17 protein-coding genes are annotated in these 13,666 nt (G+C 66.9%); 9 read left to right on the forward strand and 8 right to left on the reverse strand.

Annotated elements, in window-relative coordinates:
* Positions 1–19 precede the first annotated feature (19 nt).
* Positions 20–559: an IS630 family transposase gene (locus tag DEIPI_RS41845; protein ID WP_211238271.1), complete on the forward strand. Its 540-nt coding sequence runs from the start codon at positions 20–22 to the stop codon at positions 557–559.
* Positions 529–1,020, forward strand: coding sequence for an IS630 family transposase (locus DEIPI_RS41850; RefSeq protein WP_045234000.1), 492 nt, complete (start codon positions 529–531; stop codon positions 1,018–1,020). Before DEIPI_RS41845 ends, DEIPI_RS41850 begins: the two co-directional genes overlap by 31 nt.
* Before the next feature lie 7 nt (positions 1,021–1,027).
* Here the strand turns inward: DEIPI_RS41850 and DEIPI_RS0110030 are convergent, their stop codons facing one another.
* Positions 1,028–1,375, reverse strand: coding sequence for a hypothetical protein (locus DEIPI_RS0110030; protein ID WP_027481698.1), 348 nt, complete (start codon positions 1,373–1,375; stop codon positions 1,028–1,030).
* Here DEIPI_RS0110030 and DEIPI_RS42225 point away from each other — a divergent pair.
* Positions 1,374–1,994, forward strand: a complete 621-nt coding sequence (locus tag DEIPI_RS42225) for a transposase (RefSeq protein ID WP_425387846.1) — start codon at positions 1,374–1,376, stop codon at positions 1,992–1,994. The genes DEIPI_RS0110030 and DEIPI_RS42225 overlap by 2 nt on opposite strands.
* A gap of 141 nt (positions 1,995–2,135) precedes the next feature.
* Positions 2,136–2,666, forward strand: a complete 531-nt coding sequence (locus DEIPI_RS37640) for a hypothetical protein (RefSeq protein ID WP_157463580.1) — start codon at positions 2,136–2,138, stop codon at positions 2,664–2,666.
* Positions 2,667–2,790: 124 nt separating this feature from the next.
* Here DEIPI_RS37640 and DEIPI_RS30015 read toward each other — a convergent pair whose 3' ends face one another.
* From DEIPI_RS30015 to DEIPI_RS0110050, 3 genes are all read right to left on the reverse strand, one after another.
* Positions 2,791–3,462, reverse strand: coding sequence for an IS630 family transposase (locus DEIPI_RS30015; protein ID WP_084474161.1), 672 nt, complete (start codon positions 3,460–3,462; stop codon positions 2,791–2,793).
* Positions 3,372–3,911: a helix-turn-helix domain-containing protein gene (locus DEIPI_RS0110045; RefSeq protein ID WP_045234001.1), complete on the reverse strand. Its 540-nt coding sequence runs from the start codon at positions 3,909–3,911 to the stop codon at positions 3,372–3,374. The genes DEIPI_RS30015 and DEIPI_RS0110045 overlap by 91 nt, the downstream gene beginning before the upstream one ends.
* 761 nt (positions 3,912–4,672) lie before the next feature.
* A complete protein-coding gene (locus DEIPI_RS0110050; protein ID WP_027481701.1) occupies positions 4,673–5,617 on the reverse strand; it encodes an IS110 family RNA-guided transposase in 945 nt (314 codons plus the stop codon).
* A gap of 460 nt (positions 5,618–6,077) precedes the next feature.
* Between DEIPI_RS0110050 and DEIPI_RS0110055 the strand changes: the two genes are divergently transcribed.
* Entirely contained in the window at positions 6,078–6,647 is a 570-nt protein-coding gene (locus DEIPI_RS0110055) for a GNAT family N-acetyltransferase (protein WP_045234002.1), read from the forward strand.
* A gap of 296 nt (positions 6,648–6,943) precedes the next feature.
* Here DEIPI_RS0110055 and DEIPI_RS0110060 read toward each other — a convergent pair whose 3' ends face one another.
* The 3 genes from DEIPI_RS0110060 to DEIPI_RS0110070 all read right to left on the reverse strand — a co-directional run bounded on the left by DEIPI_RS0110060 (position 6,944) and on the right by DEIPI_RS0110070 (position 9,073).
* A complete protein-coding gene (locus tag DEIPI_RS0110060; protein WP_027481703.1) occupies positions 6,944–7,420 on the reverse strand; it encodes a GreA/GreB family elongation factor in 477 nt (158 codons plus the stop codon).
* Between the two features lie 99 nt (positions 7,421–7,519).
* A complete protein-coding gene (locus DEIPI_RS0110065) occupies positions 7,520–8,050 on the reverse strand; it encodes a DUF1003 domain-containing protein (RefSeq protein ID WP_045234003.1) in 531 nt (176 codons plus the stop codon).
* 93 nt (positions 8,051–8,143) lie between these two features.
* Complete coding sequence (locus DEIPI_RS0110070; protein WP_027481705.1) at positions 8,144–9,073, reverse strand: diacylglycerol/lipid kinase family protein; 930 nt, start codon at positions 9,071–9,073, stop codon at positions 8,144–8,146.
* A gap of 313 nt (positions 9,074–9,386) precedes the next feature.
* Between DEIPI_RS0110070 and DEIPI_RS0110075 the strand changes: the two genes are divergently transcribed.
* Complete coding sequence (locus tag DEIPI_RS0110075; protein ID WP_211238272.1) at positions 9,387–10,130, forward strand: GNAT family N-acetyltransferase; 744 nt, start codon at positions 9,387–9,389, stop codon at positions 10,128–10,130.
* Between the two features lie 397 nt (positions 10,131–10,527).
* Positions 10,528–10,851: a GNAT family N-acetyltransferase gene (locus tag DEIPI_RS30020; protein ID WP_052351681.1), complete on the forward strand. Its 324-nt coding sequence runs from the start codon at positions 10,528–10,530 to the stop codon at positions 10,849–10,851.
* Here DEIPI_RS30020 and DEIPI_RS0110090 read toward each other — a convergent pair.
* On the reverse strand, positions 10,848–11,108 hold the full coding sequence (locus tag DEIPI_RS0110090; protein WP_157463581.1) for a hypothetical protein: 261 nt from the start codon (positions 11,106–11,108) through the stop codon (positions 10,848–10,850). The genes DEIPI_RS30020 and DEIPI_RS0110090 overlap by 4 nt on opposite strands.
* 184 nt (positions 11,109–11,292) lie before the next feature.
* Here DEIPI_RS0110090 and DEIPI_RS0110095 point away from each other — a divergent pair, with 184 nt between their 5' ends.
* Positions 11,293–11,766: a GreA/GreB family elongation factor gene (locus DEIPI_RS0110095; protein WP_027481708.1), complete on the forward strand. Its 474-nt coding sequence runs from the start codon at positions 11,293–11,295 to the stop codon at positions 11,764–11,766.
* Positions 11,767–12,004: 238 nt separating this feature from the next.
* Positions 12,005–13,666, forward strand: a 1,662-nt coding sequence (locus DEIPI_RS35485; protein ID WP_169737069.1) for a sensor domain-containing diguanylate cyclase, incomplete at its 3' end; no start/stop codon positions are given.

The raw sequence follows: 13,666 nt of genomic DNA on the forward strand, positions 1-13,666 counted from the left end.
AGGCGCGTACGGTCAGCGGATGAACGACTCCTGGCGCCCCACGCTCCTGACCCGACCGCAACTCGAACAACGCCGCTACGCCGCAGCATCTCTCATCCGACAAGGACATTATTCTCAACGCGACTTGGCCGCGCTTTTTGGCGTTACCGTCACCACCATCCAGGCGTGGACCAAGCGGTTCCATGAGGGTGGGGTCGCCGCATTCCGTGCAACGGTCTCAAGCGGCCGTCCCCCACGGCTGGATGACATCCAGCGTCGACATCTGATCGAGCTACTTCAGAACGGCGCGATGGCTCAGCAGCATACCAACGCTCAGTGGACGAGCCGTCGCGTTCGTGACCTCATCGGGCGTGAATTCGGCGTGTGGTACCACCCTGATCACGTTCGGAAGTTGCTGCGCGCGCTCGGCTGGTCCTATCAGAAGCCCCAGAAGCGCGCCATCGAGCGTGATGAAGCGGTCATTGAAAAGTGGCTGCATGTGACCCGTCCGGCCCTTGAAAAAAAGTCCGGGAAACCGGAGCGACCCTGGTGTATCTCGATGAGACGGGCAGCAGCCTGAAGACCACTGTCGTCAAGACTTGTGCGCCCCGCGGACAGACGCCGACCGTGGCGACCAAGCTGGATTGGAAGAGCCTCTCGATCATCGCGGCGCTCAGCAGCGACGGCAGACTTTTTCAGCGCACCCATGAGCACGCGGTCTATGGCGTGGATGTCGTCGCGTTCCTTCGACACCTGTTGCGTCACGTCGCAGGTGAGGTCACGGTGGTCCTCGATCGCGCGGCCATCCACCGGGCGAAGTGTGTGCAAGCGTTCGTCCTGAGTGAGCCCAGGCTGTCCCTGGTGTTCCTGCCCGCCTACGCCCCTGAGTGCAATCCCGTGGAGTTGCTGTGGGCGTACGTCAAACGCAACATTCTGGGAAACGTCTGCTGTCGAACACTGCATGAATTGCGCCGTCACTGGGGACGTGGATGGCATCGGGTACGGCAACTGCGCCTGGTGTCGTCCTGGCTGCATGTGTGACGGGAAGCTACCAGTCGTCAAGGGCGCCCGGCAGGAGGGGCGGTGCGGGGAGGCCGTGCTTGTCGAACTCGGTCAGGACGTCGTTCCAGGCGTCTTGGGTGTAGTCCGCGTTGTGAGCAGTGTAGAGATTCGTGCGAGCAAAGTCGAAGATGGACCAGATCAGCTGTTCCTGTGGGGATACATCGTCGCCGATGACTTCCATGCAGGCGCGGTCCCAACACGACAGATCGCCGTACTTTAGGTACTGAGGCATCAGCCGGAAGAGGTGCAGGACGAGCTGGTGGTCAGCCGTTAGAGGCAGCGATGCGGTGAGAACGACGTCAGCCAGGGTGCTGACGGTATGCGCGATGCCCATGTCGGCATTGTGGCAGGAAGTTGGTGGTCCGCCTGACGATGTCGCCCTGGCGAACAACCTACTTCTGCCGGTGTCAGTAAGACCGGCATCGACTGGCATCACTTGCCCATGGCGCTTGGTTGCGGCAGCGGCACGACCCGCTAGCGTCGTATACGTGACTGGCAGTAGGCAGGCGTATGGGCAGCGTTGCACCGCCACCTCCTTGAACACCTCCATACGCAGGGTCAACTCGACTTCACGCGCCTGCCTCGACTCCGCGATCGTCGCCTCACCCTGCGGTGGGCAGGACATCAGTCCGGACCCCATCAACCGAGGCAAACTCGGCTGCACGCGCCACCTCGTGGTCGACGGTCATGGCGTTCCCCTAGCGGTCGTCGTCTCCGCTGCGAACGTCCACGATCGCCGCATGTTCGAACCTGTTCTAGACGCTGTGGTCGGCATACGGAATGGTCGCTGTGGCCGACTACAACGACGATCGCTCAAACTCCACGCGGACAAAGGATACGACGACCGACGCTGTCGTCATGCCTACTGGAAACGGGGGATCAGGCCGCGCATCGCTCGACGTGGGGTCGAGTCGAGCAGCACCCTGGGACGGCACCGCTTGAGCCCACCTTGAGTTGGCTCAACCGGTTCAAACGGCTCAAGCTGCGCTACGAACGCCGAGCAGACGTTCATCTCGCCTTGCTGTTGTTGGCCTGCGCGGTGGTCTGTCTGCGCCGGTAGCATCATGGGTGCGTGCCCTGACCAATCGTGAGGCATGCTGAACGTATTCACAGTTCCCGACGCCCGGTCCGGCGGCTACTTCGAGTTGGCGCTCGAACTCGGCCCGCCCAATGACGCGCGCTTACGCACAGCCTTCGAGGTGCTATGGTCACATCCGGATGTGGAGAGCGTGTATGTCGAGCAGGAACGCGAGCCCGACGTGCAACCCTGGCTTCGTGCACATTATGTAGATCCACTCGCCCAGTCGGCGCGTGGCTTGGTGCGCTTCGCGGACTTGGTCGTGGTGCCTTGTGCCGTCCGCGTAGTCCGAGAGGAAGGCGGGGCGGACAGGCTGAACTTTCCGTTTCCAGCCGCGGCCTTGGGTCGAGCCTTCCCAGAAGCGGGCAACGCGTTTTGGGACCCTGAGGAAGCGCGCAGTACGCATGACGTTCAGGTCCAGCGAGTTGAGGCGTGGCTGGCAGGCTTTGGGCAGCGTGTGTTCGCGCGGGTGCCGTTCCGTCTGGGCTTGATTGGCTTATGCAATCCGGGCTGGAGACAGCTGAGCTGCTGGAGGCGCAGGGCCTGAGGGAAGTCTGATTCGTGGGGTACTTGTGGCCAGAGGTGGAGGGCGTGCGTTACTACCCACGGACGGCTCCCGAGTAGCTTTTTGCGGTCAAGCTTTTTGTTCGGCGAACTTAGTGGTGCGTCCGCTAAATAAGGCAGGATCCTGGCGGTGACGCGAACCCAAAGCGACGAGGCACCCGATGCCGTCTCCGCCGCCCCCACACGTACGGGCGGCGGTGCGCATTCCAGTACAAGGTAGCCGCCCGCACCGCCGCTTCGATCTCCCCCCACGCCTCGAAGCGCCGCCCCTTGAGCGCCAACGACTTCAAGGTCTTCCACCACGGCTCGATCAGGTTCAGGTATCCTGCGCGCTTCGGTTGAAACACGAATTCCCACCGTGGATACGCGAGATTGAACAGCAGCACGTCCGCACTCCGATGCGCCGCCAAGTTGTCCAGCACCACGTACACCCGCTCGAACGCCTGCGGCACCCAGGCTTCGAGACGCTCCAGGAAGTCGGCAAAGTTCCCCATGGTCCGACGTTCGTACGTGTGCGTAAACACCTCGCCTGTCGTGGGTTGAAGCGCGCCAAACACGAACCCTGCCACGTCCCGGCGACCGTAGTCCGCCTGCTGTTTGGCGCGCTGAGCTCGCGGCGCGGCTGGCCGTACCAATCGCTGGCCTCGATAGCTCTTGACCGCCTGTGGGCCCATCTCGTCTACGCAGATCACGACGCTGTGTTCGGGCGCCTGAGTGTAGAGCCGCTCGATGGCCCCCTTTTTTTGGCGAAGTCCGGGTCGACGCGCTCCCCGAACCATGTTTCTTCCTGATGCCAGCGCAGTCCTTCGCGCCGGAACACCTCACTGACGCGGCTGCGTCGAATTCCGATGCCCTTGACGTCGTTGAGATACGCGACGAGCCGGTCGAGCGTCCACGAATGAAAGGGCAGGTCGAGCTGTTCGGGCGGCGTGAGGGCTGTGCTGATGGCGATGCTCATCTCTTCGGGGGTGTAGGTGGGAGGTCGTCCGGAGCGTAGTCCTTCCTCAAGACCAGGCAGACCGAGGCGGTTGAAGCGGTGGATCCAGAAGCAGACGGTGTTGTCGTTGGCGTGCAGTTGCTCGCAGATGACCTTGACGCTGTGTCCTCCGTGGGACGCGAGGATGATCTGGGCGCGACGGACTTTCCCGGCGGCAGCTTTGCGGGCGCGAGCGAGCCGGGTGAGGGCTTCGAGCTCGTCATCGGTGACGGGGCGGACGCGGACGGGCATACCGGACCTCCGTTTCCCCTTCATCCTACCGAACTTGCCGGACGCACCACTTAGCACTCGCTACCTTATGCCGAGGTCAGCTCAAAGTAGTTCAATGCAAGAGGCAAGAGACGCCGAATTTCCGGGCTGTCTGCACCTCCGAGGTGGAGTTTTGCGGCGCGCTCTACGAATTCCAGAACGAGCATGTAGTCGAGACGGTCTCTCGTGAGGGCGTGAAGCTCGTCACGTGAAGGCTTGTTCGGTACGAGACGTCTACCGCCGTCGCGAGCGTAAACGTACCCATTCTCCGTCGTGAGAGTTTCGGCATCTGCCTCAAGGATGCGTACGAGCCGCCAGGGGCGTCCGCCACGCAGGAGGCAGGCGATGCTACCCACGGTGAGGTCTTCTGAATAGCGGAAGGTTCGAGCTATCTCGATAACGTCGCACTGCGTTGCTGTTTTTGACATGGCTACCCTTCTCCGGCGTTTCCGCAATCGGCGGATGGACGTATCACCTTCACTCGGCTTCTCCAAGCTTACTTCACGCTTAGGCCAGAAAACTCACGTCTGTGGTGTGGTGACACTTTTTGGATGAGTACCGAAACCTCACGGCCCAGATGGCTTTGGGAAGGGAAGCGTCCTCACGGCGCAACGAGTACCCGAAGCCTGAGTCTGGAATCAGCCTCATTTTTCACCCGCCAAGCGGCACGACCGCTACGTTGGTCCGACGCATCCAACACGTACGGAGGAAAAACCGCCGAGAGGCGAGTTTGGATCTCGCAATCATACGTTTCGAGACTCCGCTCGCCAAGGAGTGTTGTCACGCGCCATCGCGTTCAACTTCACGAGCAGTCGCCTCATACACGCTATGAGTGCCACACGTGGCGTCTTCCCACGCGCCAGCAAATTGACGTACACCTTGCGGATCTCCGGGTTGCACCGCACCGCGGTCAAAGTGGACATGTCTAGCATTGACCGCACCCTTGAGCGCCCACCATGAATCCGTGATCGTTCAGTCTTCACGCCGCTCTCCACATTGATGGGCGCCACTCCGACCAGCGCGGCCACCTGACGTTCCGACAATCGCCCCAGCTCGGGCAGCAGTGCCAGCAACGTCACCGCCAACGTCGGTCCGACCCCCGGAGCGCTCGTCAGAACGCCATACCGAACTGCCGCCACCTCATCTCCACGCACGCACTTTCTGATCGAAGCGTCCAAGTTTTTCTCCACGCTTCGCATAAAGGCGATGGACGTCTCCAAGGACTCACGAATGACCTGCTCCTCGGCCACTTGCAGGCGTTTCAGCTCGGCGAGCCGGAAGTTCTGCACCTGGAACCGACGAACAACAAGGGCACGCAACACTTCCACGTACGCGTCGGGCTTTTCCCGGATGGGCGGCCGGACCTGCTCGGCGTACCGAGCGAGTACCAAGGCGTCAATGCGGTCCGTCTTGGCTTGGTGCCCGATGCCACGCGCGAATTGTCGGACGTGCCAACCGTGCGCTACAACGACCGGCATCGTTTGCTCTCTGAGGGCGGCGACGACGAGCCGTTCGTACCCACCGGTCGATTCGAGCACGATCAGCGCGGGGGAAAAAGCCGCGAGGTGAGCAGCGAGCGCCCCAGTGCCTAGCGGGTTGTTCGGTACCCGCCACGTTTCAGAGGAGGGACGAACGGCGACGTCAAGCCAGGTCTTGCCCACGTCAATGCCTACGAACACTTCCGTCATGATGCACCTCGCCAGTGCGAACCTGCGGAATGACTTCCGGTAACGGTACACCAACCTGCCCCTACTACGCCGTAACGACCATTGGTGTGAAGATCGCTCCGTACGCTCCAAAGAGCGCTCTGGGAGCCCGTACACTCCCTTGTGTCCTAACGGCACGCTGAGTCGCCCACACGGATAGTCCCGTCGTCAAGCGACCACTCCTGGTGCGAGGTCACAACTCAGCGTGCCGTTTGTTCCTTCCGGTTACTGAACGGCCTCTTGGGCCCACCGATCTCCCGAAGTGTGAACGAACGTCAACTCCAACGTACACCCTCAGCGTTACAGGGCAACCGCATTAACGGGACTAAGAACGGGCAGTACGACACCGAGCGAACAACGCACTTCCAAGCTGGGGATCGACTTGGCTAGCCTGCCTCCAGAGAGCGCCGCACAGTGTCGGGATGCGTTCTAATCTGACCTCGTGACTCCCAACGACCCACGCCCTCACGTGGCGGAACGCATTGACACAGCCCGCCTCTCCCTCCGAGCGCCCTGTGCGGAGAACGGCCCCGCCCTGCACGCCGCCGTCCACGCGTCCCTGCCCGAACTGCGCGCCTGGATGATCTGGGCCGCGAGCCCCCTCGACGAGTTGGGTTACATCGACCACCTCCGCGACGCCGCCGAACGCTTCCAGGCTCGTACTGAACTGCGCTACCTCATCTTCGACCGCACCACGGAGACGCTTGTGGGAAGCACCGGCATCCACAACCTGAACTGGCGTGTTCCCAAAGGAGAAATAGGGTACTGGGTGGACACGCGATTTGCCGGGCGAGGGCTCGTGACAGAGGCGGTAATCGCCCTGACGGAATACGCTCAGAAGGATCTCAGGTTCCGTCGCGTGGAGATCCGATGTGACGCTCAGAACGTTCGAAGTCGAGCGGTCGCCCAGCGGGCCGGGTACACCTTGGACGCCACCCTGATCAACGACGATGTGGCCGCGCACGACTCCTCGCAGCTCAGGGATACGCTGATCTTCTCTCGTGTGCAGTAGTCGCCTTCGACAAGGCATCAACAGTCGGCTCAACCGGACTCCATAGCCGGGTGGGGTGTGTGCAGTAGGTGTGCAATAGCGCTTGGGAAAGGGTGGGCTGAGCTGGGCCGGGAGGGGAGGGCAGAACGAGAGAACGCCCTCCAGGAGGGCGTTCTTGCACTTGTGTGGGAAGTGGTAGGATGGGTTTGGTCAATTTGACACGGTAGGGGTCAGCGGTTCAAATCCGCTCGGGCCTACCAAACGCGAAGAACTCCCTCTCAGAGGGAGTTCTTCGTTTTCGCGTGCCGTCAGGGCTCCTACTCCACGCTCTCCACCGTGAAGCGCGTCGGGTGATCCCCGACCGTCACCTCGAAGGACTCCCCGACCGTCCGGCCCCGCAGCGCCTGCCCGGTCGGGCTGTCCACCGCGACATGACGCGGCGCGTCCTCCTCGTCCGGACGGCTCGCCTCGATCGCGCTGACGAGCTGCACCCGCACCCGCTCCTCGCGCCCGTCCACCCGGAGCGTCGCGACCGAGCCGAGCTGCACGTGCCCGTCGTGCCTCACCTCCGTGACGACCGCGCGGTCGAGCGCGTCCTCCAGCTCGGCGATCCTCGCGTCGAGCGCCGTCAGCGCGTTCTGCGCCGCCTCCAGGCTGCGGTCCTCCTGATCGAGGGCGTCGTCGAGCTCGGCCGCCATCGCGGCGGTCGCGTCGTCACGGCGGCGGCGCTCCTCCTCCAGCTGTTTCTGCAGCTGCTCGTACGCCTCGCGGGTCAGTTCGATCTCTCTGGCCATGGGGTTCCCTCCTCGTGTCGAAGTCCCAGGAGCCTACGGCGTCATCCTGAGCGTCTCCCCCCACGAACTTCAAGCCCCTTACACGGAACGTCCGCCCGCTCAGGCGCGCCGCTCGCGGTCCATGACCTCCGCGACCTCCTCGGGGTGCACGTCGTTCATCGCCTCGCGCACGCGCGCCTCGTCCTCCACGGGAAGGCCGAGGTGCTCGGCGATGGCGTGCGTGAGCCGCACGAGCTGCGTCAGCTCGTGCTCGGTGAGCATGTTCACCTGCAGGTCCAGCTCCGCGCGTCGCGCGTCGGCGGCGCTCATGCGGTTCTGGCTGATCAGCACGAACGTCGACAGGAAGATCGCCTCCAGCGAACCCGCCATGGTGAGCAGCCCGAACGGGAAGGGATCGAAGGGCCGCACGCCCAGCAGGCCGAGGTTCACGATCACCCACCCGCCGATGATCAGCAGGTGCAGGTACACGAAGGCCATGCTGCCCGTGAAGCGCGTCACCGTGTCCGCGACGCGGTCCTGACGGCTGCGGCCACGCTCGGCCCGCTCCTGGAGGGCGTGGAGGGCGCTGACGTTGCGGGCGATGACGTCCCCGAAGGGCACGCCGGACGGGTGGGCGGACCGTTCATCCATGATGACCCAGACTGCGGGCCCGCACCGTGAACGCCGTGAACGGCACGTTCAGGCGGGGCCCGTTTCCGAAAGACATGCGCCTTCAGGAGACGCTCAGGTGGTGACCTCCTCGTGCGACGCGAGCGTCAGGAAGCGCGCCGCGCCCGGCAGGACCCGCACCGTCGCCGGGAGCGCGGCGTGCAGCACCTCCCCGTCGTACTGCAGCGGCAGCTGCTCGTCCGCGTCGAGGAGGGCCTCGCGGCACTCGTACGTCTCGAGGTTCCCGTCGAACACCGGGTCGCCGAGGTCCAGCCGCGCGCGCACGCTGTCGATCAGGGTCGGCAGGAGGCTCAGCGCCGTGCGTCCCTTCATCACGATCACCGTGAGCCGCCCGTCCGAGGGGTCCACGCCCGTCGTGAGCGGCAGGCGGAAGTTCGCCATGCCGAAGTTCGCGAACATCACGCTCATGCCGCGCGCCTCCACCACCTTCCCGTCGAGGGTGAGGCGGAAGTCCACCTGCTTCGGCGCGAGCTCCTTCACGGCGCTCAGCACGTACGCCGCGACGCCCAGCTTCGGCTTGAGGGCCTCGCTGTCCTCGATCATCCGCGCGTCGAAGCCCGCCCCGGCGATCAGGGTGAAGCCCCAGCGTCGGTCGCCCGCCTGCCACTCCGCGAGGTCGGTGCGCACGGTGTGCCCGGCGTCCACGATGTCCGCGAGGGCCTCCACGTCCGAGGGGAGGTTGAGGTTCTGCGCGATGAGGTTCGCGGTGCCCGCCGGGAAGGCCAGCAGCGGCACCTCCATGCCGCGCGCCTCGTACGCGATGCTGCTGACGGTGCCGTCCCCGCCCGCCGCGACGAGCGTGCCGAACTCGCGGGCGTCGCGGACGTGCTCGGGGTTGCGTTCGGGATCGTCGAGGAGCCGCTCGACGATCTCGTGGCCGCGCGCGCGAAGCACGTCCGCGAAGGCGTCCACGTCGGAGTTTCCCTGACCGGACTTGGGGTTCTTGAGGAGCAGCACGCGGCGGTTGGGTCCAGTGGAGGTCATTTCTGTGACCCTACGCCTCGGGACGTGAGGCGCTCAAGCGGGGTGGGGTTGCGCGTCCCTTGAAGGTCCGTCCGCGCGGCGTACGCCAGGCGGCCCAGGGCGCGGGCGTCCCGGCCTGCTACGCTCGGCGGCAGGAGGCCCTCCATGCCCACCGAGTACCGGACGTTCCGGCCCGACGACCTCGCGGGCGTCGCATGGCTGCACGCCGTGACGCGCACGGAGCCCGCCGCGGACCGCGCGGCGGCCCNGCCCGCCGACGAGGACGGCGAGGAGTTCCTGCGCCGCGTCCTCGCCGTGGAGGACGGCTCNGGTGGTGGGGTACGCGTACGTCGCGCGGTCCGCGTGGCACCCCCCGGCGTGGTTCCAGACGGAGGTGTTCGTCCGCCCCGACGCGCGGGGGCGCGGCGTGGGGTCAGAACTGGCCCGGCGCGCCGACGCCGCCTCGCGCGAGGTGGGCGCCGAGACCCTCACGACCTGGGTGGGCGGCGGCTCGCCGGACGGCGAGCGCTTCGCCACGAGGCGCGGCTTTCGCGAGGTGCAGCGCTTCGTGACGATGACCCTGTCCGTCGACGACGCCGACGGGGAGGTCCTGCGCCGCGCCCTGGAGAACGCCCGCTCGCGCGGGGTGACGCTCCTCTCGTTCGACGAGACGGGCGGATCGCCCGCCGCGCGCCGCGCCCTGTACGACCTCAACCGTCGGCTCGCGCCGCTGCTGCCCGGCAACGGCGACGACTTCCCGTCCTTCGAGGAGTACGCCCGCGAGATCATCGACGCGCCCTGGTTCCGGCCGCAGGGTCAGCTCGTCGCGGCCGTCGAGGGCCGCTGGGTGGGACTCGTCGGCCTCGGCGTCCACGACGACGGCCGCGAGGTGCGGCACGAGTTCACGGCGGTGGATCCGGCGTTCCGGCGGGCCGCGTGCGCTCGGCCCTCAAGCGTGAACGTGCTGCGCGCCCAAGTGGGGCGCGCGGGTGATCCCCACGGGCAACAACCCGTCCAACACGGCGATCGTCCCCGCTCAACCGGCGGCTCGGGTAGGACTTGCGGCCCGGCGTGGTGAAGCTGGGCCGCCCCAGGTGGGCGCTGCCCCGGCTCCGTGAGCGCGCCGGGGCAGGGGAGGCGACGCGACGGCTCGCCGCCGCCGGGGCGGACGGGCGCCTCGTCTCCTGTGAACGTAGAGGCTGATGGGCGTGAACCTGCCGGTCACGTGGGACTGGCGGCTGGATCGCGCCCGTGGAAGTTCTCACGGAAAGAGCCGCTCGCCCGCGCGAGAATGAGCGTGAACTCAAGACATCTTCACCCAGTGACCTCATGACCCCGATCACCCAGTACGCCCTGCACCGCTACGCCCTGCTGCGCCGCGCCCTCCGCGAGCGCCGCGCCCGCCTCTCCGCCCGACACGCCCTGCGCGCCCGCGAACGCCTCTGACCCCCGGCCACGCGCGCTACCCTGACCGCGTGACCCCACTTCATACGCCCGCCCACGTCCGTGAGCGCATCGACACGGCCCGCCTGTCCCTCCGCGCGCCCCGCGCCCAGGACGGCCCGGCCCTGCACGCCGCCGTCCACGCGTCCCTGCCGGAACTGCGCGCCTGGATGATCTGGGCCGCTCACCCGCTCGACGAGGCGGGCTACACCGACCACCTGCGCGGCGCCGCCGAACGCTTCGAGGAGCGCAGCGAACTGCGCTACCTCATCTTCGACCGCGCCATGGACACCCTCGTGGGCAGCACCGGCATTCACGCGCTCGACTGGCGCGTCCCGAAAGGTGAGGTCGGCTAGTCGAGGCGTTCCCTCGTGAGGGCGTGCAGTTCGTCCCGGGAGGGCTTGTCGGGCACGAGGCGGCGTCCGTCCGCGCGGGCGTAGACGTAGCCGTTCTCGGTAGTGAAGGTTTCGGCGTCCTCTTCGAGGATGCGCACGAGCCGCCAGGGCCGTCCGCCTGGCAGGAGGCAGGCGACCGCGCCCACGGTGAGGGCCTCGCCGTCCCGGAAGGTCCGGGCGATCTCGATCACGTCGCATGGAGCCGTTGTCTTTCCCATGGTCCCCTTCCTTCCGGGCGTTCCCGCCGGAGTCGTCGTCTCTTCTGATGACCGGTCCCTTCAGGGTACTTCATCCGGTGATCATCCGTGACAAATCTCATGAAACGGCGGGTGTGCACAAGCTGACCCGCTCGCGCTCCGTTCGTGGCAGAATGCTCCAATACCCCAGCTCAGGAGACTCATCTTGAACGACACCACCCGGCTCACGCGGGAAGGCTACGAACGCCTCCAGCGCGCACTCAACCAGGAGCGCCAGCGTCTCGACGACGCCCGCCTCACCGTCCAGGAGCAGCTCGAAGCCAACGAACAGGAATCCCTCGGGCTCGACGAGGCCCAGCGCGAGGTCATGGTCATCGAGGACCGCATCACGAACCTCGAGGACATCCTCGCGCGCGCCGTGATCATCGAGGACGAGGGTCCCGCCGACCACGTCCGCCTCGGCGCCATCGTCACCCTGCGCGAGCAGGCCGCGGGCCGCGAGATGCGCGTCCAGCTCGTCAGTCCCGCCGAGGCGACCGCCGCGATCGACGGCCTGCCCCGCATCAGCAGCGAGAGTCCCGTCGGGGCGGCCCTGCCCATGCGGAAGGTGGGGGAGAGCTTCACCGTGGAGCTCGGACGGCGCACCGTGACGTACGAGGTGCTGTCCATAAGTTACTGAGACGCGCCAGCGGCCCAAGCTCAAGCGAGGGACCGCTCCCGCCATGAGTGCAGAGACGCGTCAGCGCTCGAGGCAGAAGGACCCGACCGCTCGGGTCCGTACGACGGCAGAGCGTACGACGCCAGAACGCCGACGCCCCCTCCCTTCCATCTCTCCCTTCTCGTCGCGTCCGGAATGACGCATGATGAGGACAGCCGTCATCCGTCCATCACCCCGCACGGCGTACCCTCAGGTCAAGATGAGCCGACCCGATCAGCCCGCCCCGACCGACGAACAGGTCACCCCGCCCGGGGGTGCGGCGTCCGACACGGCGTACGAACGGCGGCGGCTGGAGGTGCTGCGCTCCTACGGCGTGCTCGACACCCCGCCGGAGGACGCCTTCGACCGCGTCACGCGGCTCGCGGCGCGCATGTTCGGCGTGCCGTTCGCGCTCGTCAGCCTCGTGGACGAGCGGCGGCAGTGGCACAAGTCCTGCTACGGCTGGACGGAGCGAGAGCTGAGCCACGACGTGTCCTTCTGCAGGCACGCCGTCGTGCCGGACTTCCACGAGGACGTCCTCGACGTGCCCGACACCACCCTCGACGAGCGCTTCACGCACAACCCGCTCGTGACGGACGCGCCGGGCGTGCGCTCCTACGCGGGCGCGCCGCTCGTCACGCAGGACGGCGTGAAGCTCGGGACGCTCTGCATCGGGGACGTCACGCCGCGCGCGCCCCTCACGGAGGAGGACCGCCGCGCCCTCGTGGACCTCGCGCGGGTCGTGCTGGACGAACTGGAGCTGCGCCGCCGCAACGTGGAGCTCGAGGGCCGCGTCCGCGACCGCATGGGCGAACTCGAACGGCTCGCGTTCACGGACGCGCTCACGGGACTCGGGAACCGCCGCGCGCTCGACGCGGCCCTCGACGCGGTCGGCGCGAGGGCCGCCGGGCCGGACGTGCACCTCGTCATGCTCGACATCGACGAGCTCAAGGCCGTCAACGACCGCGACGGCCACGCGCGTGGCGACGACCTCATCCGCGCCGTCGCGCGCGCCCTGCACGACACCTTCGCGTCGTACGGGCGCGCGTACCGCCTCGGCGGGGACGAGTTCGTGGTGCTGATGGACTCCCCTTACGACGAGAGACGCGTTCGTGACCCAGGCTCGAGCGAGGGGCCGTCCCCCCGTGAGGGGAGAGCCACGTCAACGCACAAGGCAGAAGGACCGGACCGCTCCGGTCCGTACGACGGTGGGAGCGGACGAGGCCTTCCGGACGAGGCGCACGTCCGCGACCTCGTCTTCCAGGCGCTCGAACGGGCCCGCGCGGGCGGCTTCGACCGCGTGAGCGCCTCCGTCGGCGTGGCGCACCTGCCCGGTGAGGCGCGCGCCCCGAACGACCTGCTGCGCCTCGCGAACGAACGGATGCTGCGTCAGAAGGCCCAGCGGCGCGCCGCGCGTCGCCTCGCGAACCTCGCGGGCGGACGGGAGCTCACGGCGGGCGCCGCGAGCGAGACCGTCCGGCGCGCCGTGTACTCCACCCTCGCGCTGCTCGCGAGCGACCGCGACCTCGACGCGTCCGGCTGGACGGCCCTGCTGGAGGCCGCCGTCGCGGCCGTGCCGGGCGCCGAGACGGGCAGCCTGTACGTCCGCCGCGGCGGCGACTTCGTCCTGCGCGCGCAGGTGGGATTCTCCGACGCGCTCGTCGGCCTCAGCCAGCCCGACGAGGCGTCCCGCGCGTGGTACGGCGCGCAGGACGACTGGGAGGCCGGGCGGGCGCGCGTCATCAGCGGCGCGGAGGTCGCGCGCCGCTCCAACCTCGTGGACGAATCCAGCGGTCTGCTGGAGAACCGCGAGGTGTACGCCCGGCACGGCGAGCTCGGGCAGATCCGCTCGAACCTCTGCGTGCCCGTCGTGCTGCACGCT

Origin of the sequence: Deinococcus pimensis DSM 21231, assembly GCF_000519345.1 — a bacterium.
Lineage (GTDB): Bacteria > Deinococcota > Deinococci > Deinococcales > Deinococcaceae > Deinococcus_A > Deinococcus_A pimensis.

Coding starts and splice junctions, on each gene's coding strand:
- DEIPI_RS0110090 (WP_157463581.1), bottom strand. CDS start 11,108: ATGGGAAAGACAACGGCTCCATGCGACGTGATCGAGATCGCCCGGACC.
- DEIPI_RS0110045 (WP_045234001.1), bottom strand. CDS start 3,911: ATGCCCGTCCGCGTCCGCCCCGTCACCGATGACGAGCTCGAAGCCCTC.
- DEIPI_RS0110050 (WP_027481701.1), bottom strand. CDS start 5,617: ATGACGGAAGTGTTCGTAGGCATTGACGTGGGCAAGACCTGGCTTGAC.
- DEIPI_RS0110070 (WP_027481705.1), bottom strand. CDS start 9,073: ATGACCTCCACTGGACCCAACCGCCGCGTGCTGCTCCTCAAGAACCCC.
- DEIPI_RS0110060 (WP_027481703.1), bottom strand. CDS start 7,420: ATGGCCAGAGAGATCGAACTGACCCGCGAGGCGTACGAGCAGCTGCAG.
- DEIPI_RS37640 (WP_157463580.1), top strand. CDS start 2,136: ATGCTGAACGTATTCACAGTTCCCGACGCCCGGTCCGGCGGCTACTTC.
- DEIPI_RS42225 (WP_425387846.1), top strand. CDS start 1,374: ATGTCGGCATTGTGGCAGGAAGTTGGTGGTCCGCCTGACGATGTCGCC.
- DEIPI_RS30015 (WP_084474161.1), bottom strand. CDS start 3,462: ATGGTTCGGGGAGCGCGTCGACCCGGACTTCGCCAAAAAAAGGGGGCC.
- DEIPI_RS0110065 (WP_045234003.1), bottom strand. CDS start 8,050: ATGGATGAACGGTCCGCCCACCCGTCCGGCGTGCCCTTCGGGGACGTC.
- DEIPI_RS0110030 (WP_027481698.1), bottom strand. CDS start 1,375: ATGGGCATCGCGCATACCGTCAGCACCCTGGCTGACGTCGTTCTCACC.
- DEIPI_RS41845 (WP_211238271.1), top strand. CDS start 20: ATGAACGACTCCTGGCGCCCCACGCTCCTGACCCGACCGCAACTCGAA.